18 protein-coding genes are annotated in these 16,710 nt (G+C 68.7%); 12 read left to right on the top strand and 6 right to left on the bottom strand.

Annotated elements, in window-relative coordinates:
- The first annotated feature begins 95 nt into the window (after window positions 1–95).
- Window positions 96–452, top strand: coding sequence for a hypothetical protein (locus BIV24_RS33920; protein ID WP_143064633.1), 357 nt, complete (start codon window positions 96–98; stop codon window positions 450–452).
- Here the strand turns inward: BIV24_RS33920 and BIV24_RS19795 are convergent.
- The gene (locus BIV24_RS19795; RefSeq protein ID WP_071367702.1) at window positions 401–1,126 is read right to left on the bottom strand and encodes a coenzyme F420-0:L-glutamate ligase; all 726 of its coding nucleotides are present in this window, start codon (window positions 1,124–1,126) and stop codon (window positions 401–403) included. The two genes, BIV24_RS33920 and BIV24_RS19795, sit on opposite strands and share 52 nt — an antisense overlap.
- 126 nt (window positions 1,127–1,252) lie before the next feature.
- Window positions 1,253–1,930 (bottom strand): HAD family hydrolase, encoded by a 678-nt coding sequence (locus BIV24_RS19790; RefSeq protein ID WP_071367701.1) that lies wholly within the window; start codon window positions 1,928–1,930, stop codon window positions 1,253–1,255.
- A gap of 117 nt (window positions 1,931–2,047) precedes the next feature.
- Between BIV24_RS19790 and BIV24_RS19785 the strand changes: the two genes are divergently transcribed.
- The 9 genes from BIV24_RS19785 to BIV24_RS19740 all read left to right on the top strand — a co-directional run bounded on the left by BIV24_RS19785 (window position 2,048) and on the right by BIV24_RS19740 (window position 11,874).
- Window positions 2,048–3,259 (top strand): helix-turn-helix domain-containing protein, encoded by a 1,212-nt coding sequence (locus BIV24_RS19785; RefSeq protein ID WP_071367700.1) that lies wholly within the window; start codon window positions 2,048–2,050, stop codon window positions 3,257–3,259.
- 601 nt (window positions 3,260–3,860) lie between these two features.
- The gene (locus BIV24_RS19780; protein ID WP_143064632.1) at window positions 3,861–4,388 is read left to right on the top strand and encodes a hypothetical protein; all 528 of its coding nucleotides are present in this window, start codon (window positions 3,861–3,863) and stop codon (window positions 4,386–4,388) included.
- A gap of 334 nt (window positions 4,389–4,722) precedes the next feature.
- A complete protein-coding gene (locus tag BIV24_RS19775; RefSeq protein ID WP_143064631.1) occupies window positions 4,723–5,943 on the top strand; it encodes a hypothetical protein in 1,221 nt (406 codons plus the stop codon).
- Window positions 5,940–6,866 (top strand): lactate/malate family dehydrogenase, encoded by a 927-nt coding sequence (locus tag BIV24_RS19770; protein ID WP_071367699.1) that lies wholly within the window; start codon window positions 5,940–5,942, stop codon window positions 6,864–6,866. The genes BIV24_RS19775 and BIV24_RS19770 overlap by 4 nt, the downstream gene beginning before the upstream one ends.
- 2 nt (window positions 6,867–6,868) lie before the next feature.
- Window positions 6,869–7,996 carry a phosphoenolpyruvate carboxykinase (ATP) gene (locus BIV24_RS19765; protein ID WP_071367698.1) on the top strand — a complete coding sequence of 376 codons (1,128 nt, stop codon included), beginning with the start codon at window positions 6,869–6,871 and terminating at the stop codon, window positions 7,994–7,996.
- Window positions 7,997–8,423: 427 nt separating this feature from the next.
- Complete coding sequence (locus tag BIV24_RS19755; RefSeq protein WP_071367696.1) at window positions 8,424–9,227, top strand: DNA glycosylase family protein; 804 nt, start codon at window positions 8,424–8,426, stop codon at window positions 9,225–9,227.
- 12 nt (window positions 9,228–9,239) lie between these two features.
- A complete protein-coding gene (locus BIV24_RS19750; protein WP_071367695.1) occupies window positions 9,240–10,781 on the top strand; it encodes a B12-binding domain-containing radical SAM protein in 1,542 nt (513 codons plus the stop codon).
- Entirely contained in the window at window positions 10,778–11,434 is a 657-nt protein-coding gene (tmk, locus tag BIV24_RS19745) for a dTMP kinase (protein ID WP_071367694.1), read from the top strand. Before BIV24_RS19750 ends, tmk begins: the two co-directional genes overlap by 4 nt.
- Window positions 11,431–11,874, top strand: coding sequence for an NUDIX hydrolase (locus BIV24_RS19740; RefSeq protein ID WP_071367693.1), 444 nt, complete (start codon window positions 11,431–11,433; stop codon window positions 11,872–11,874). Before tmk ends, BIV24_RS19740 begins: the two co-directional genes overlap by 4 nt.
- Before the next feature lie 639 nt (window positions 11,875–12,513).
- On the opposite strand, the gene BIV24_RS19735 is transcribed toward BIV24_RS19740, so the two are convergent.
- Together BIV24_RS19735 and BIV24_RS19730 are read right to left on the bottom strand one after the other, a co-directional pair.
- Window positions 12,514–12,855: a hypothetical protein gene (locus BIV24_RS19735; RefSeq protein ID WP_071367692.1), complete on the bottom strand. Its 342-nt coding sequence runs from the start codon at window positions 12,853–12,855 to the stop codon at window positions 12,514–12,516.
- Window positions 12,852–13,130, bottom strand: a complete 279-nt coding sequence (locus tag BIV24_RS19730; RefSeq protein WP_071367691.1) for a hypothetical protein — start codon at window positions 13,128–13,130, stop codon at window positions 12,852–12,854. Before BIV24_RS19730 ends, BIV24_RS19735 begins: the two co-directional genes overlap by 4 nt.
- A 190-nt stretch (window positions 13,131–13,320) precedes the next feature.
- On the opposite strand from BIV24_RS19730, the gene BIV24_RS19725 reads away from it, so the two are divergent.
- Together BIV24_RS19725 and BIV24_RS19720 are read left to right on the top strand one after the other, a co-directional pair.
- Complete coding sequence (locus BIV24_RS19725) at window positions 13,321–13,827, top strand: GNAT family N-acetyltransferase (RefSeq protein ID WP_071367788.1); 507 nt, start codon at window positions 13,321–13,323, stop codon at window positions 13,825–13,827.
- Window positions 13,828–14,115: 288 nt separating this feature from the next.
- Complete coding sequence (locus tag BIV24_RS19720; RefSeq protein WP_071367690.1) at window positions 14,116–16,056, top strand: acyl-CoA dehydrogenase family protein; 1,941 nt, start codon at window positions 14,116–14,118, stop codon at window positions 16,054–16,056.
- 26 nt (window positions 16,057–16,082) lie between these two features.
- Here the strand turns inward: BIV24_RS19720 and BIV24_RS19715 are convergent, their stop codons facing one another.
- Both BIV24_RS19715 and BIV24_RS19710 read right to left on the bottom strand, forming a co-directional pair.
- A complete protein-coding gene (locus tag BIV24_RS19715; protein ID WP_071367689.1) occupies window positions 16,083–16,502 on the bottom strand; it encodes a PIN domain nuclease in 420 nt (139 codons plus the stop codon).
- Window positions 16,499–16,708: a type II toxin-antitoxin system VapB family antitoxin gene (locus BIV24_RS19710; protein ID WP_071367688.1), complete on the bottom strand. Its 210-nt coding sequence runs from the start codon at window positions 16,706–16,708 to the stop codon at window positions 16,499–16,501. The genes BIV24_RS19715 and BIV24_RS19710 overlap by 4 nt, the downstream gene beginning before the upstream one ends.
- Window positions 16,709–16,710: the final 2 nt, after the last annotated feature.

Genomic DNA, 16,710 nt, shown 5'->3' with positions numbered 1-16,710 from the left:
TGGTACCCACGTTGACCTGGGAAAACAGCCAATCTTGGCCGGTTCCCGTGAAGCCACGGGAACATCACGGGAACATCGTCGGTAGTCTCCGCCGCATGGCGAGCGTGATTGCGCGTACGGACAAGGCTGGACATGTGTGCGGCTGTCAGGTGTGGTGGCGAGAGGACGGCTCGGCATCCGGTGAGTGGCGGAACGAACGCTTTGGTGACGAGGGCTCAGCCGGGGTATTCAGGAACGCCGTTGGCGCTACCGGGCAGACCTGGCTGCTCGGCTGGGTGAAGGGCAAGGGGTCCATGGACGAGGAGGCTGCCGACGAACTGCGGCACCACTTCGACCACTTCGCGCAAGCGTCCGTGGAGAACGCTGCCGACGGTCCCGGCGGCGCCCGTGATCAGCCATGTCACGGCCGGTGGTGGAGCATCGCCGAGACGCCCTCGTCGCTCGGGTCGTAGGAGATGCCGCGCAGGACGGCGACGGGGGCGCCGCGTCCGCGCTGGCCGAGGATGATCCCGGCAGCGGCTGCGATGAGGTCGGTGAACGTCTCCTCCTGGTGCCGTCCGTCGTGTTCTGTCGTGCGAAGGGGTCCCACGCCTGCCACGCCGATGGAGATCACGGTCGCGCCGCGCCGGTCGGCGCGGCCGTCGGAGTCCGTGATGACCACGGCGACCTGAGTGCGCGTGGAGGTGACGAGGGCGTCGCGCAGGGCGCGGGCGGAGGCGTCCGGATCCACCGGCAGCAGCCAGGCGCCCTCGGTACCGGCGCGGTCGATCCCGGCGGAGGTGAGCTGGTAGCCCAGGGTGTGCCGGGCGATGATGGGGCCCCGCTCAGAGGCGAGGAAGTACTCGCTGGACGAGTCCAGGATGAGTTGCACGACCTTGGCGGGCTTGCCCGTCTTCGCGGACAGATCCAGCGCCTCCGGGCCTGGGGTGACGCCGGCCAGGTCGACGTACCGCTTCTCAGCGATGGACACGACTTTGCTGGCGACGACGATGATGTCCCCGTCGCGTAGTTCTGTGCAGGTGCGCGTGAGTGCGTCGGTGATGATGGCCGCCAGATCGTCGCCCGGCTGGATCTCAGGGAACGGCTCCAAGGCGAAGGCGGAGAAGCCGGAGGTCGGTGCGGTCATCGGCGGGTTCCTGCGGGAGTGTGGACGGCAGTGGGCGGGCGGGCATGCGCGGCGGCAAGCTTCTCGGCCCGCTGCCGGGCGGTGGCGTGCTGCTGGTGGGCCAGCCGAGGCCGCGAGACTCGCGCTCTACATGCTGCCTGCGGTGACGTACTTCACGAGTGCGTCAACGTCGGTGAGATCCTGGATCACTGAGTTGGCTCCCGCTGTACGCAGTTCTTCGATGGAACTGCGGCCTGTCGCGACGGCGATGACCCGCACGCCAGCTGCGATGCCGCCTTCTACATCTGCGGGCGTGTCGCCGATCAGTGCGACGTCCACGGCCGCTGCGGACGAACGACTAAGGGCCAGTTCGACGAGGGCGGGCCGAAGGTCTGCGTCGTCGCCGTATGCCCCGCCCTCCCACTGAATGTGGGTGTCCAGGCCGAAGATGCCCAGCTTGATCTCTGCGACGCCGCGGACGTTTCCGGTGACCACGGTCTGTCGTACGTTCGCAGCGGCAAGGGCCTGGAGTGCCGCGGCTGCGCCAGGAAGGGCATGCCCCCGCTCTCGTAGTTCTGTCGCATGGTGGATGTGCTGTGCGGTGAGTGCTGCCGCGAACCGTTCGAAGTCGGCTCGATCCGTGTTGAGGCCGTGTAGTTTTGCTGTCTCTCGGAAGATCACGGCTTCGGTGATGCCGTCGATTTTCGCCTGCTGGCGCATCGGCTGGCCTGTCGCTTCCTCGAATGCTGCTGCGGACAGCTCATGCCCGACGCCCCGCGTGTCGATGAGCGTGTGGTCGATGTCCCACAGAACGAGATGCGGCATTGGCCGGGCCCTTCCGAAACTGAATGTCTACCTAGATTGCTCTGAGTCCCCCGATCGTTGTGGAAGGTATCCACAACGAGGTTGCTCGTCCTACCCTGACGTAACACGGGAGGGCGGATGGTCGATTCACCGAAGCTGCCTATCGGGTCGCGGATTAGGCACTACCGACGAAAGAACGGTAACCGATCGCAGGCGGCCATTGCGGGCCTATGCGGCATCACGGAGCGGTACCTCTCGCTCATCGAAACGGGAAAACGGACCCCTTCCCCTGACATGCTGGCTCGCCTTGCCGCAGAACTGGAGGTACCAGTGGCGGCCCTCCTGTCCACCGAGCCGCCTCCCAAGAAGACCGGTTCGCTGACCACGGCACCCGACATCGCTCGGGCCTTGATGGGGTTCGGGGCGGCCTGCACAGACCCGGCAGTCGCGCCGGCCGAGCTGCGCGAGCGTATCGAGCACGCGTGGCGCACCTGGCAGACGAGCGAGGAGCGGTTCACTGACGTCGAGTGCCTGCTTCCAGCCTTGATCGTGGACGTCGAGCGCGCAGTCCGCATCTACCGTATGGGCAACGACCGTGCGGCTCGCCGTGACATCTTCCGTGCAGCGGCCGACTTATACGGTCTGCTGCGCTCTTACTGTCGGCGTACCGGACGCCTCGACCTCTCGCTCATGGCCGCTGACCGTGCACGCCGCGCTGCGGAAGACGCAGACGACCCGATCCGGATGGCAGCCGCCCACTGGAACCTTGGGCACTGCCTCCTGTCCCAGGAAAGCGGTGCCGAAGAAGCCGGAGAAGTGGCTCGCCTGGCGACAGAGCAACTGCGGGGGGTCCCCGAGAGCGACGAAAACGCCGCCATGCAAGGTGCCCTCGAACTGGTTCAGGTTGTGGCGGACGCCCAACGTAAGAACTGGTGGCATGCCAGGGAACGCCTGGTCGGCCTGGCCGCCCCCCTCGGTAAACGGGTGGGGGATGCCAACATCCAGTGGACTGTGTTCGGCCCGACCAACGTCCATCTGCACGCACTGAGTATCGAGATGCTGGCGGGAGAGAGCGCGGAGGGGCTGCGCTTGGCCGACGAGGTGGACATCTCCCGCCTGCCAAGCAAGGAACGGCAGTTCACGTTCACGTTGGAACTGGCCCGCTGCTATGACCTGCGAAGGGACGATGCCGCAGTCCTCGTTCACCTCCTGGACCTCGAGAAGCTGAGCCTGGAAGACATGACACGTAGCACTCTCGCAGCCGACATGGTGACCAGCCTTCTGCAGCGCGTGCGCCCCACCTATCGCCGCCAGGTCGTCGACCTGGCAGAGCGGTTGGGACTTGCCTGACCCGAACAGAGAGTTCACCCGAACTCTGAGTTCGGGTCGGTGCCCTCGCGGTGCCCTACCGTCTGGCGCACAGCAGCGGCGACGAGATGAGGCGCACCGTGATGACAGAGCAGTCGTGTGTCCTTCCTCGGCCCACGGCCGAGGCGTTCAAGGGCTGGGAAGCGGTCCGAGTTGGTCGGTACTACGGCCTTCAGGTTTTGAACCGGCTGTCCTCCCCCGGCACCGTAGCGATCGGCCCGGCTCCACCCGGTGTGTACTTCTTCGTGGCTGCCGGCTCCACCGCGACTTGGCCTGAGGCCCCGGTCGACGCGGTGCTCAGCGTCAAAGCGGAGTTTGAGCCCCCGCCTGCCGGGCGACGGACGCCGCCCGGCACGTATTGGCTTTTGCCGCCGCGCCGAGGATCCATCAGGTTTTCCGACGAGGACGCGCTGCTCACCGCGCTCATCGAGGTATTCCCCAATTGGCCAGAGGCGGCATCGCGACCGAGCCGAGCGAGGCGGACGTATACCTCCGGCGGGCGTTGCACGGCGGGCCCTGTCGAAGTGGAGAGCGTCGAGTGAACGGGACGGAAGAACACGTCGCATTGGATGGCGTTGACCTGGTGACGCGGCGTGAGCGGGACCTCGCGGTCTCTCACTGGCTCTTGTCCGCCGCCGTCGAGGGGCTGACGCGGTCGAGTGCGCAGTGGCGAGAGCAAGGGGTAGCGCTTCTCGCCGCTGGCACGCTCTTCGCCGCGATCCGGATTCCGGGCGATCTCATGCGGGCAGCTGCGGAGACGGACGAGGAACAGGCCGTGGACGACTTCCTCCGCCGCGCCTTGGAGGGCGGCCCGCTGTTCCGGGACCGGATCTCCGACGCCTATTACGCCCTGGTCCCCGCGAGCACCGCCCGGCGGTGGAATGCGCGGGCCTGGCCGCCCGGCGCGGAATTCCTCGGCCGGGACTACTACATTGGCGTCCCCACGCCCGACCCTGAGCGCCAGCAAGGGCGCGCGTACTGGTGCGTCCCCATGGACTCCCCCGGGCAGCTCGGCGACCCGCGATCGGTGTGGGCAGTGGTGCAGCGCGGGTATGCCCGCCACCGCGCGGCGGACGCGGACGCGGGAGCTGGGCGGTCGTGCGCGACATGAGGCTGGGCAGCATGGCCGGCCTGTCCAGTAACTGGTGGGACATCCCTTACAACTGGGGCAAGAGGGTGTCGGTGGATGTGGGCACGGCTTGCCCCACCGTCTCTTGACCAGCTGAGCACCCGCCCCGGGCCGGTCGCGGCGCATTGCCCGGCTCCCCAGCCGTAGGACCCGCACCATCTCGCGTGGTCCCCGGCCCGGGGTGGGCCACGCGTCCCGGCTGCCACCCTCCGTGAAGGAGTGACGGCAGTCAGGGACAACGGTCCCGGCCGCCTCATACCCCCCGGCGGCCGGGGCCCGCGCGTTCACGGACCATGAGCAGCTTAAGGAGATGTTCGTGACCATCGGCGTCTATACCGCACCACAGCAGAACCTCACCCGGCCGACCGCGGCCGACCTGTTCGTCTACGCTGCCGCGCAGATCCACCGAGCCGCCGCCGAGATATGGCCGGACGAGCCCGTAACTCTGGAAAGCCATGTCCCGAGCGTCACGGGCTACGTGCACCGCGTCCGCGTCAGCGACCGCTTCCTGTACGCGAAGGTGTCGATCCTTGGCGTCTCCCTCGTGTCGCTGCTGCGCGGCTCCTGCGGACCCTGGTCCGACGTGCGCCAGGCACAGGAGGACTACGTACGGCGGCCGGACAGTCTCCTCGTGCGGGAGGCCGAGCAGCTGAAGATCCTCGCCGGTCTGAGTCGGCCGCGCGTATGTGCCGCCGCCGGCCTCCGGAAGGGCGTGCTGTTCACTGAGCCCGTCACCGGGCCGTCGCTGGGCGAGCTGCTGATCGAGCGGCCGAGCGACACGTGGGAGCTGCTGGCGTTCCCGTTCGCGGAGCTGCGCGCGCTGCACCGGCCCGGCGCCTCCCGCCGACTTGACCCCCGTGGGGCGATCGGGGCGCGGAGCATCGCGGGGACCTTCCTGCGGAAGTTCAACGGCCTGTCCGGCACCTGCTACGTGAACCTGCTCGGTGCGGAGCGGTGCGAGCCGGGCCCCCGTGAGGACGTGATCGGCATGGTGCGGCGCAGCGTGGCGCGGCTGCGGGGCCTGAGGATGGCCCTGCCCGGCGCGGAGGGCATGACGCTGGTCTACGGGGACCTGAAGCCGGAACACATCCTGTTCCCCGAGGGCTTCAAGGAGCGGCCGGTGATGCTCGATCCCGGCCTGCTGCGGGCGAGCCCCATGGTGGACGTGGCGAAGTTGATCAGTCGCACCGTCCTGTTCCTGGCTGCCCATCGGCCGGGCTCACAGACGGCCGGGCAGATCATCGCCGGGATTGACGCCTTCGCGGATACCCGGGTCAGGGCCCTGTCCCTCCAGGAGCGCGCCACCTGGCGGCGCGGCGTGCTCACGCTGTGGCTGATGGACACCGTCAACATCCTTTCGACGTACCTGTCCGCGCCGGCCGCGCTGCCGCTGCCCGCCCTCGGGATGGCACTCGTCGGCCAGGCCGTTCCGGTGTGCTCCCTTGTCGACGAGGTGAGCGCGGCCCTCTCCGACAAGACGACGAAACACGGCGCGTGGGACCTCGCCCTCGCCCATGCCCTGGCGGTGGCCTCATGACGCCGGCAGCGCCCGCGCTGGGCCTCGTCGGCACCGGGGCGGTTGGTCAGGCCGTGGGCGCCGCCCTGGTGGCCGCCGGCCTGTGCGAACAGCTCCTCGTCGCCTCGCGCACGCACGCGCAGGCCGCGGCCCTGGCGGACGACCTTGACGACATGCGCGCCGCGATTGGCTCCCCAGTGCGGCCGTCCGCCGCCGAAGTGCCGGACCTGCGGGAGTGCGCCGCCGTGGTGGTGGCCGCCCGCGCCCGGTTCACGAACACACGGCACACCGATGTCCGCATGGGTGGGGCGCAGGCGAATGCACCTACCATCCGCGCCCTTGCCCGGCACCTCACGCGCTACCCGAGGACCGTGCTTGTGGTGACCAACCCGGTTGACCTGATGACCCGGTTGTTTGCTGAGGAGTCCTCCTGCCCCCGGGTGTTCGGCATCGGCTCCAACCTCGACAGCGCCCGCTACCGGCTCACCCTGGCCCGGCACCTGGGCGTGCCGGTCGCCGCGGTGCACGGCCACGTCATCGGAGAGCACGGGGACGCGGCCGTCGTGTGCGCCTCTTCGACCACCGTCAACGGGCATCCCGTCCCCGTCCCTCTTCAGGAGGTACGCGACGAGCTCGCCGGTCGGCCCGGCCGGATCAATGCCGGGATCGGACGCACCCGGTGCGGCCCGGCCGGCGCCGTGGTGTCCACGCTGCGCCTGGCGCTCGGCGTCGAGGACGGCATGACCGAACTGTCTGTCCCGTACGGGGAGGACTGCTGCGGAATCCCGTTGCGATTCACCGGCGGTCAGCCCCTTCCGTCTGTGCCTTTGCTGGACCCGTTCGAGGTCCGGCAGTTGGAGGCTGCCCGTACCAAGCTCCGCGCCGCCTATGGGGTCGTGCGCGGCGTACCTGCCCAACCGCTTCCCTCAGGGAGGAACTTGTGACCATGCATGCCGTACGCCTGAAGGCCGCCGACGCGTCGGTGACCGTCATGTCCGCTGAGCGGGCTGTCACCGACTGGACGCGCCGGTACTTCGGCCAGTGGTGGAGGGCGGCGGAGGTGCCGGCGGAGAGCGTCTGCGCGGGGCCGGTCGTCCTCGCTGAGGTGTCCCCGGGCCGGTACGCGGACGTGTCCCTGGCAGTGACCCGGGTCCCGCACACGAGCACCACCTACGCCAAGGCGCAGCTCCTGCTCGCCCGTGACGAGGAGGCAGGCGTGATCGGGGGCGTTTCTCCGGAGGAGGGGCTGGCCTACCGTTCGGAGCCCGCGAACGGACGCCTGATGATCTACGGCTGCGAGGGGGAGCCGGTGGCCACGGCGACCGCGCGTCTGGCCCGAGAGGTGATGCGCGGGCAGCTGCTTCGCGACGGCTGGGCGGTGCTGCACGCCTCCGCGGTCGCCCACGAGGACCGGGTCATCCTCACGTTCGGGCAGAAAGGGGCGGGCAAGACCACCACGGCCCTGGCACTGGCCAACTGGCTCGGGATCGGGCTGCTCGCCAACGACCGGGTGTTCGTCCGCGTGAACAGCTACGGCGGCGTGGATGTGCTGCCGTGGCCGTCGGCCGCCGCGCTCGGTTTCGGCCTGCTGGACGGGATGGGCTGGTTCGACATCGCCCGTGAGCGGCTGGAGGCGGGGGAGAAGCTTCACCCGACACAGGACGAGCGGGTCACGGAGGCCCTGCTCGCCGGACGCCGCGAACCGCTGTGGGAGGACGGTAAGGAACTCAAGGTCCAGGTGTTCCCGGACCAGTTCCCGGCCTGGTTCGGTGTTCCTCTGGCGACCGGCGGAGAGGCGGCGGCCCTGGTCTTCCCCCGGATCGCCCCGGGAGCCGCCCCGGCCGTCGAGGAGGACGCCAACCCGGGCCTGGGTGACGGGGACTTCATGAGCGGTGCGACGGAGGACCGCTACCCGGACGTGTTCGAGGTGGCCCGGGTCGACGGCGGCGGCACTGCCAAGGCTCGGGGGGAAGTCGCCCGGCGTCTGGCCGCGCTACCGCACCACGCTGTCGTGCTTGGGCACGACGTGGCCGCGAACGCTGCGTTCCTCGCCAAGCTCACCGGATCTGCCTGAGCGGCAGGCATCGCACCACCACCCCGGCCGGGACACCCCGGCTGGGGTGGGAGGACCCATTTTCGTGGAGGACTCCTGATGTCGAAGGCGATGAGCAGGCCCGTCTATCTCGGTGCACCGCTGAAGTGGCCGCAGCCCGCACCGGGCTGCCGCGTGTGCGCTGGGCTGGCTAAGCAGCGCGCGGAAGCCGCAGGTGCCGGGGACCTGTCGAAGGTCTCGGACTGCAACGTTGAGATCCGCAGGCACAAGCAGGCGCACCAGCGGCGGCCGTGAACCGCGCCGGTTTGGCGCTGGCGGCGGGCAGCGACCTAAGGAACTTCATCTCCTGGCCCCGCTGCTGTTCTCGTTTTCTGTGCCCGCTGCGCACATCGGCCCGCCGTGACGCGAGAGGCTACGGCGAGACAGAGCGCAACGTAAGGAGCGACCGATGGCCGGTGTACTGACGACTGATCACCCCGCCTGGCATACGCACGAGAACGGTACGTGCGCGCGTACTGTCCGTACGAAGTCCGGGATCTGGGTTGTGTCCCACGACGGGGATGGCCTGCATGTGGAGTGTGTGCAGGGCGCCGAGGATGTGAAGCCCGTATTCGTCACCACGGATCCGGCCATGATGCCTGCCGCGGCCCCCGCTGCGCTGCGGGCTGGACTCGAAGAACTCGGCGTTTTCCAGCGGTTGGCGAACCCGTGGCTGTGGGACGCGATCAGCACGGCGATTCTCCGCCAGGTCGTGCGCGCCGACCAGGCCCGCAAGCTATACCGCGCCTGGTGCCGCAGGTTCGGCACCGTCGTCCAGGGATCCTTTGGCGAACTCGCTGTCGCGCCCGCGCCTGCCGACGTCCTGGCCCTGAGCGATGAAGAGTTCGCAAGTATCGGCGCGAAGTTCCACCGCTCCGCCTTGCGGGCGGCGGCTGCCGACTACCAGCAGAACCACACCGAGTGGGAACGTCTGGACGCCGCGGACCTGGTGACCGCGCTCACGGGCATCCCGCGCATCGGCCCGTGGACCGCTGCGGCAGCCGCCGCCGACTTCTCCGGCGACTTCAGCATCTACCCGCACGACGACCTTGCCGTGCGCACCTGGGCCGCTCAGATCGACCCCGCATACCCGTGGCCCGACAAGAAAGACAAGGCCTTCGGCCCGCTGTGGACCGGATGGGCCGACACCGACAGCACTGCCCTGCACACCCTGACCCTCTCCACCCTCACCTGGGGCTCACATGCCCGATGACCTGGAGGAACCATGCGGCAGTTATCCCTGATCGCGGGAACCGATGAAACCCGCGCACTCGACGCCCTGTTCATCAACGCGCCGCTACGCGACTACACCCTCAGGCCTCGCACCAACGACTACACGCTCCCCGTGCTCGGCATGGCGTACATCGCCACCTACGCCCGGCAGGCCGGGTTCAACGTCGGCGTCCTCGACGCCGAAGCGCACGGGCTCGGCATCGAAGAGGCCGCAAACATCGTCAACAAGGCGGCGCCGCGCTGGGCAGCGATGAATCTGCTGGCCCCCACCTATGAGATGTCCGCGCAGATCGCCGCCAAGCTGGTCCCGGAGATCGCGCTGATGATCGGCGGGCACCACGCCAAGGCCATGCCCGACCGCATCCTTGCCGACCCGCGCATGCGCAACCTCAAAGCGCTGGTCCTCGGGGAGGGGGAGTTACGCGTGGCAGCCCTCCTGGAGAACGAGCAGCGGCGCAGGGAACTTCCTGGCGTTCTCTGGCGCGACCCGATCAGCGGCACCCGAGCCGGGGGCGTAGCGGACGCCCGGACCAGCGTGCAGATGCTCGCTCCCGACATCGACGCCCTGCCCTACGTCGACCGTTCGTTCCTGCCCCAGGACCCCTACCGTTCCGCGCCCACCGCAACGGATCGCCGCCTGGCAGGTAGCCGAGGAACCGACTGGCTGACCGCCGCGGCCAGCCGGGGGCACATCGAGGCCAACATTGTCGGCAGCCGCGGATGCCCCTACAACTGCACGTTCTGCGGCGCTGCCTGGAGCGCCAACCCCGACGTCAAGATCCGCGTCCGCTCACCCGAGAACATCCTTGGGGAACTCGACGCACTGAACAGCCAGCACGGCGTGACGGCTTTCCGGTTCGTCGACGATCTGTTCCTCGGCGCGAAACGCGTCATCGACGAACAGATGGCAGCCTTCACCCGCCACGGTATCGGCGAGCGGTTCGTGTGGGACGCCACCGGCCGCATCAACGTCCTCGACCGCCTCACCGACCAGGAACTCGAGGCACTGGTCGAGAACGGGCTGCGCGAAGTCGCCCTCGGTATCGAGTCCGGCAGCGACCGCATCCTGACCGCCATGGACAAACGGATCGACGCCGCCATGACCGAACGCGTCGCCCGCCGGCTCGTCGCCCGCGGCATCGGCGTCAAGGGCTACTTCATCCTCGGATTCCCCGGCGAAACCCGCGAGGACCTCGACGCCACAGTGCAGCACATCCGGAACCTGTGGGAGATCGCCGACCACCACCCCGGCGACGTACGAGCCAGCGTCTTCGAGTTCCGCCCCTACCCCGGCACGCCGGTGTGGCAGACCCTCATCAAGGACGGCTACAACCCCGACGAACTCCTCGCCTACGGCGACGTCGACCTCACCCAGGACGGCGCCGACGAATCCATGCGGCAGCGCGACGAGTTCAACTTCTCCGTCGGCATCCAGTTCGGCGGCGTCCCCCTGGAAGACGTGCGCGGCACCCTCGCGATGCTCACGCGTGAGCAGCACGAGCGGAACCAGAACGGACAGGAGGCCGCCGCATGACGGGCGGGTGCACCGGATGGTTCGTCTCCATCGACGGGCCAAGCGGCGTCGGCAAGTCCACCACCGTCCAGGCACTCCACGACCATCTCACCAGTGAAGGCCGGCCGGCCCGGCGCACGGTCGAGCCGACCACCAGCGCCCTGGGCCAGTTCACCCGCAGTCACGCCAACCAGATCCGCGGCCTGGCCCTGGCCTGTCTGGTGGCCGCCAACCGCTACGAGCACATCGAAACCGAGATCGAGCCCGCGCTACGTGCAGGTGAACTGGTCATCAGCGACCGGTATCTGCCGTCCAGCCTCGTCCTTCAGCAACTCGACGGCGTCCCGGAGGACTTCATCCTCGCCGTCAACAACCGAGCGATACTTCCGGATCTGTCCGTGATCCTCACCGCCGACCCAGGGCTCATCGCCGAGCGCATCTCCGCACGCGGCATCACCCACCGCTTTCACCTCAACCCCAGCGGTCCCAGCCGGGAAGTTGAGCTCTACGCCGACGCCGCGGCCTATCTGATGAGCAGGGGAGCAGAAGTCCTGCTCCTCGACACCAGCACCGCCACCCCATTGGACGTAGCACGCCGAATCGCCGACGCCATCCCAGCTCTGCCGATAGCGTCCATCACCTCACCCACGCCTACGACATCCCAGGAACCATGAGCGGAAAACCAGCACAGCCCGTCATCGATACCCACGTGATCCTTCGTGACGGGGAGAAGATCCTCTTCTCGCAGAGAGGCGGTCCGTACGGTCACGGGCGATGGCACATGCCGTCCGGCAAGCTCGACGAGGGCGAGCCCCTGACCGATGGCGCGGCCCGCGAGTTGTACGAGGAGACCGGCATCACCGTCGACCCGGCTCGCCTTCGCCTGGTCCAGACCGTGCACCATCGTCAGTCCGCCGAGGTGGAGCGAATCGGCTTCTTCTTCGAGGCGACCGAATGGGAGGGGCAGCCCGTCAACAGGGAGCCCGAGAAGTGCCTCGCCCTCGAGTGGTTCACCGTGCACGAACTGCCTGAGGACATCATCGAGTACCCCGAGGCTGGTTTGCGTGGATATCTAGACGGCCATGGGCCCCTCGGTGAACACGGCTGGCAGTAGATCAGAACATCCCGAGCTGACCGGTTGCTGAGTGTGCCACGGCCCCGGCTGTCCGCCTCATGGCGGATAGCCGGGGCCGCGGCCGTGTCCGCTGGGCACGGTCGCGCCAGGTGAGCGTCGCGTTTCGGTCACATTGGCGGCCGATGCGAGATTTGCGGGCACGGGAACAGGTATCCGCTGGTCAGGGAATCTACGCGCAGTGTGCCGCCGTGGTGTTCCCGCGGGAACACCACGGCGGGTCGAGATGGCCTAAGACGGGCTGAGGCGGGCTGAAACGGCCCGCGTTTGCACAGGTCGGAGAGAAATCGCAGGTCAGGCCAGGCGCGTATAACCCCTTGTGCGTGGGGTTCCGGCCATTGTCGTTGATACCGCCACTGACCTTGGAGAACAGTCGCTTCCCGGCTCGCTCCTTTGGAGTGACGGGAACACCGTGGGAACACCGCGGCTGATGTTCCCGTCCGTGTTCCCACGGGAACACGGAGGCGGGCCGAGACGGGTTGAGGCGGGCCGGAACGGGCTGAGACGGGCTGAACCGTTGGGCGTTCATGCAGGTCGGAGAGAAACCGCAGGTCAGAGCATGTGTGAATAACCCACTGTGCGGGGGCTCCGGCCGTCGTCGTATGCGTGCGTGAGGGACCGTCATGCCCGGTGCCGGGCCGAACGGTGGAGCGGCAGCAGCGCCAGCGCGTACAGCGCCACGCCGACCGTCATGAAGTCCAGTGAGGCGGCCGCCACGACCATTCCGGCCAGCGCGGCGAGAGGACTCCAGAACGGCAGACGGCGGCGGAACGCCAGGACGGCCACCATCGCCAGCAGGCCCAGGTGGAAGAGGACCGGGAGCACCTGGTAGAAGACGGGCAGCACACCCGGGTGACTCTGCACGTCGGCGAAGAACCGGTTCTGCTCGGCCTCCGTGTCGGTGATGAACCCGCCGTAGAGGTCGATCAGGACCTGGCCCACACTGGTGACCACACCTGTCATGGCCGCTCCGTAGCAGAGCAGAGCAGCGCCGTCGCCCGGCCGCGGTCGGCGAGCGCCCGGTACAGGTCGCGGAAGACCATGCCGAAGCCCAGCAACGCGCCGAGCAGGCACAGATGGCCGACGGTCCAGCCGGTGCCGGGCTCACGTGAACCCGGCAGCAGGCGGATCAGGCCGTACGCGCCCAGCAGCACCGGCGCGGCGGCATGGGCGATCGCGAACCGACGGCCCGTCGGACCGGCGGCGGGCGAGGCGAGAGCCGGGGCTGTGTTGGTCACGGTGGTGGACCTTCCTGAGAGTTCCTCCGGATGCGGCTGACAGGTGACGACTCTGTCATGTGCACAGCGCCGGCGGATCGGGGATGAAGGCGACCTTGACACCCATTCCTTTGGGGGTAGGTGCGCGCCCGCCCCAGGGAAGGAGTAGGGGAATCACCCCTACGGGACGCCGCGAGGCACCATGGACGGCATGCGTATTCGAGCAGTCCAGAACGAAGAACTGCCCCTGCTCCAGGACATCGAGCGAGCCGCCGGGCGCTGCTTCCACGACATCGGCATGCCTGAGATCGCCGACGACGAGCCGCTCCCGCTCGACGAACTCGCCCGCTACCGGGAGGCCGGACGGGCCTGGGTCGCGGTCGACTCAGCCAATGCCCCGGTGGCCTACCTCATCGCCGACCGCGTCGACGGCAACCTCCACATCGAACAGGTGTCGGTGCACCCGGACAGCGCACGCCGCGGTATCGGGCGGTCGCTCCTGGACCACGCCGCCGCCAGGGCGGCAACCGACAGGCTTCCCGCCCTGACCCTCACCACGTTCACCGACGTCCCGTGGAACGCGCCGTACTACGCGCGCTGCGGCTTCCAGCCGCTAGACGACACCATGCTCGGCCCGGGCCTCCTGGACATCCGCGCGCGGGAAACGGCGCACGGCCTGGACCGGTGGCCGCGGCTGGTCATGCGCCGCGCCGTGTGACACGTCCTCTCGCGGGGGCGTGCCCGGACCGTCCCTCGGAAGGACCCCTGACGCCACACCACCGACCGCACCCGTCCAGGAAGGCGAACGCGTACCCGGCTGACGGCATTTCCCGGGCGGGAGGCTGCGCGAGGACTGGTGGCCTCGCCCCGAATGGGGTACGAACGATCGAGTAGCACCGATCGGTAACGTACGTCCGCGAGATCGCCGTACGGCGGTCTTGGTCGTTGTACGGCATCTTGATCGGAGTACGCCCCATAGAACCCGATTCGCGGCGAGGTGAGCCTCATGTCCGCCCCAACAACCCCCACTCCCAAGCCCACCGTCACCGAGCGTGAGGCCCGCCAGGTTGCGGAGGCCGCGCGCCAGCAGGACTGGCGCAAGCCCAGCTTCGCCAAGGAACTCTTCCTCGGCCGCTTCCGGCTCGACCTGATCCACCCGCACCCGCTGCCCCCCGACGAGGACGTACAGCGCGGTGAGGAGTTCCTCGCCAAGCTGCGCGACTTCTGCGAGACCCAGGTGGACGGCGCCCGCATCGAGCGTGAGGCCCGGATACCCGACGAGACGATCAACGGGCTCAAGGACCTCGGCGCCCTCGGCATGAAGATCGACACCAAGTACGGCGGCCTCGGCCTCACCCAGGTGTACTACAACAAGGCGCTCGCCCTGGCAGGCTCCGCGAACCCGGCGATCGGCGCGCTGCTGTCCGCGCATCAGTCGATCGGAGTACCGCAGCCGCTGAAACTCTTCGGCACCCAGGAGCAGAAGGACACGTTCCTGCCCCGCTGCGCCCGAACCGACATCTCGGCGTTCCTGCTCACCGAGCCGGACGTGGGCTCCGACCCGGCCCGTCTGGCCACCACCGCCGTACCGGACGGGGACGAGTACGTCCTCGACGGCGTGAAGCTGTGGACCACCAACGGCGTGGTCGCCGACCTGCTGGTCGTCATGGCCCGCGTCCCCAAGTCCGAGGGCCACAAGGGCGGCATCACGGCGTTCGTCGTGGAGGCGGCGTCGGAAGGCGTCACCGTCGAGAACCGCAACGCCTTCATGGGCCTGCGCGGCATCGAGAACGGCGTCACCCGCTTCCACCGCGTCCGCGTACCGGCCGCCAACCGCATCGGCCCGGAGGGCGCGGGGCTGAAGATCGCGCTCACCACACTGAACACCGGCCGGCTGTCGCTGCCCGCCATGTGCGTGGGCTCCGGCAAGTGGTGCCTGAAGATCGCGAGGGAGTGGTCGGGGGCCCGCGAACAGTGGGGCAAGCCGGTCGCGCTGCACGAGGCGGTCGGCTCCAAGATCTCCTTCATCGCGGCGACGACCTTCGCCCTGGAGGCCATGCTCGACCTGTCGTCCCAGATGGCCGACGAGGACCGCAACGACATCCGCATCGAGGCCGCACTCGCCAAGCTGTACGGCTCGGAGATGGCCTGGCTGATGGCCGACGAACTGGTCCAGATCCGCGGCGGCCGCGGCTTCGAGACGGCAGCGTCCCTGAAGGCCCGCGGAGAGCGGGCGGTACCGGCCGAGCAGCTCCTGCGCGACCTGCGCATCAACCGCATCTTCGAGGGCTCCACGGAGATCATGCATCTGCTGATCGCCCGCGAGGCGGTGGACGCCCACCTGTCGGTGGCCGGTGACCTGATCGACCCGGACAAGTCCCTGGCCGACAAGGCGAAGGCGGGCGTGAACGCGGGCGCCTTCTACGCCCGGTGGCTGCCGAAGCTGGTCGCCGGACAGGGTCAGATCCCGGGCGCCTACGGGGAGTTCCACCGGGAGGTCGACCTCTCGCCGCACCTGCGGTACGTCGAGCGCAGCGCCCGCAAGCTCGCCCGCTCCACCTTCTACGGCATGTCCCGCTGGCAGGGCCGCATGGAGACCAAGCAGGGCTTCCTGGGCCGGATCGTGGACATCGGCGCCGAACTGTTCGCGATGAGCGCGGCCTGCGTACGCGCCGAGCACCTGCGCAGGACCGGACAGCACGGGCGCGAGGCGTACCAGCTCGCCGACGCCTTCTGCCGCCAGTCCCGCATCCGCGTCGACGAACTGTTCGGCCGCCTGTGGACCAACACCGACAACCTCGACCGCACGGTGGTCAAGGGCGTCCTGTCCGGGACGTACGAATGGCTGGAACAGGGGGTCGTGGACCCGTCCGGCGACGGACCGTGGATCGCCGACGCGACACCGGGTCCGGCCCGCAGGGAAAACGTCCACCGTCCCATTCGCTGACGGACACCTCCGGCTGACCGACGCCCCTAGAGGCTGCCCGGGGGCATCAGCCACTGGGTCGGCTGGCCGGCGACCGAGGCGATGGTCTCGAAGTCGTTGTCGTAGTGCAGCACGGTGAGACCCTGCAACTCGGCGGTCGCGGCGATGAGCAGATCGACCGCGCCCGCCGAGCGATGCAGCCCCTTTGCCGTGAGCGCTTGCTGCACGCTCCACGCCCGTGTCACCGCCCGGTCGTCCAGCGGTGTCCAGCCGAACAGGGCCTCCAGGTCCTCGATCAGTTCCTCGCGGTCCTCGGCGTTCCTCGCGGTGTAGAGGAACTCGATCTCGGCGGTCGGGCACCGGGCGATGAGCCCCTCCACCAGAGGCTTCTCCCAACGCGAGCGCGTCGGCTCCTTCAAGATTCTGGCCAGCGCGCTGGTGTCGATCAGGAAGACGGCGGCGTTCATCGACGGTAGTTCTCCCTGTCCAGGAGCAGGTCGAAGTCCCCAGCGTCCGCACGGGCCGCCAGCCGGGCCAGCGCCAGGGCGCGCTTCTTGCGGGCGACGCCCTCCTTGAGCGCGGCGGTGACGGTGTCCTTCTTCGTCTTGGTGCCGAAAGCTATGGCCGCGTCCGCCAGCAGCTGCTCGTCGATGTCGATCAGGGTCTTGGCCATGC

The sequence above is a fragment of the Streptomyces colonosanans genome (assembly GCF_001866645.1).
Lineage (GTDB): Bacteria > Actinomycetota > Actinomycetes > Streptomycetales > Streptomycetaceae > Streptomyces > Streptomyces colonosanans.
Note: the sequence above shows the minus strand (reverse complement) of the source record. Positions and strands in the feature narration are given on the sequence as shown.

What these genes read in the sequence shown, in the direction of transcription:
- BIV24_RS19755 (WP_071367696.1), top strand. Translation starts at nt 8,424, where the DNA reads ATGGCCGGTGTACTGACGACTGATCACCCCGCCTGGCATACGCACGAG.
- BIV24_RS19710 (WP_071367688.1), bottom strand. Translation starts at nt 16,708, where the DNA reads ATGGCCAAGACCCTGATCGACATCGACGAGCAGCTGCTGGCGGACGCG.
- BIV24_RS19765 (WP_071367698.1), top strand. Translation starts at nt 6,869, where the DNA reads ATGCATGCCGTACGCCTGAAGGCCGCCGACGCGTCGGTGACCGTCATG.
- BIV24_RS19715 (WP_071367689.1), bottom strand. Translation starts at nt 16,502, where the DNA reads ATGAACGCCGCCGTCTTCCTGATCGACACCAGCGCGCTGGCCAGAATC.
- BIV24_RS19750 (WP_071367695.1), top strand. Translation starts at nt 9,240, where the DNA reads ATGCGGCAGTTATCCCTGATCGCGGGAACCGATGAAACCCGCGCACTC.
- tmk (WP_071367694.1), top strand. Translation starts at nt 10,778, where the DNA reads ATGACGGGCGGGTGCACCGGATGGTTCGTCTCCATCGACGGGCCAAGC.
- BIV24_RS33920 (WP_143064633.1), top strand. Translation starts at nt 96, where the DNA reads ATGGCGAGCGTGATTGCGCGTACGGACAAGGCTGGACATGTGTGCGGC.
- BIV24_RS19740 (WP_071367693.1), top strand. Translation starts at nt 11,431, where the DNA reads ATGAGCGGAAAACCAGCACAGCCCGTCATCGATACCCACGTGATCCTT.
- BIV24_RS19720 (WP_071367690.1), top strand. Translation starts at nt 14,116, where the DNA reads ATGTCCGCCCCAACAACCCCCACTCCCAAGCCCACCGTCACCGAGCGT.
- BIV24_RS19790 (WP_071367701.1), bottom strand. Translation starts at nt 1,930, where the DNA reads ATGCCGCATCTCGTTCTGTGGGACATCGACCACACGCTCATCGACACG.
- BIV24_RS19785 (WP_071367700.1), top strand. Translation starts at nt 2,048, where the DNA reads ATGGTCGATTCACCGAAGCTGCCTATCGGGTCGCGGATTAGGCACTAC.
- BIV24_RS19725 (WP_071367788.1), top strand. Translation starts at nt 13,321, where the DNA reads ATGCGTATTCGAGCAGTCCAGAACGAAGAACTGCCCCTGCTCCAGGAC.
- BIV24_RS19795 (WP_071367702.1), bottom strand. Translation starts at nt 1,126, where the DNA reads ATGACCGCACCGACCTCCGGCTTCTCCGCCTTCGCCTTGGAGCCGTTC.
- BIV24_RS19735 (WP_071367692.1), bottom strand. Translation starts at nt 12,855, where the DNA reads ATGACAGGTGTGGTCACCAGTGTGGGCCAGGTCCTGATCGACCTCTAC.
- BIV24_RS19770 (WP_071367699.1), top strand. Translation starts at nt 5,940, where the DNA reads ATGACGCCGGCAGCGCCCGCGCTGGGCCTCGTCGGCACCGGGGCGGTT.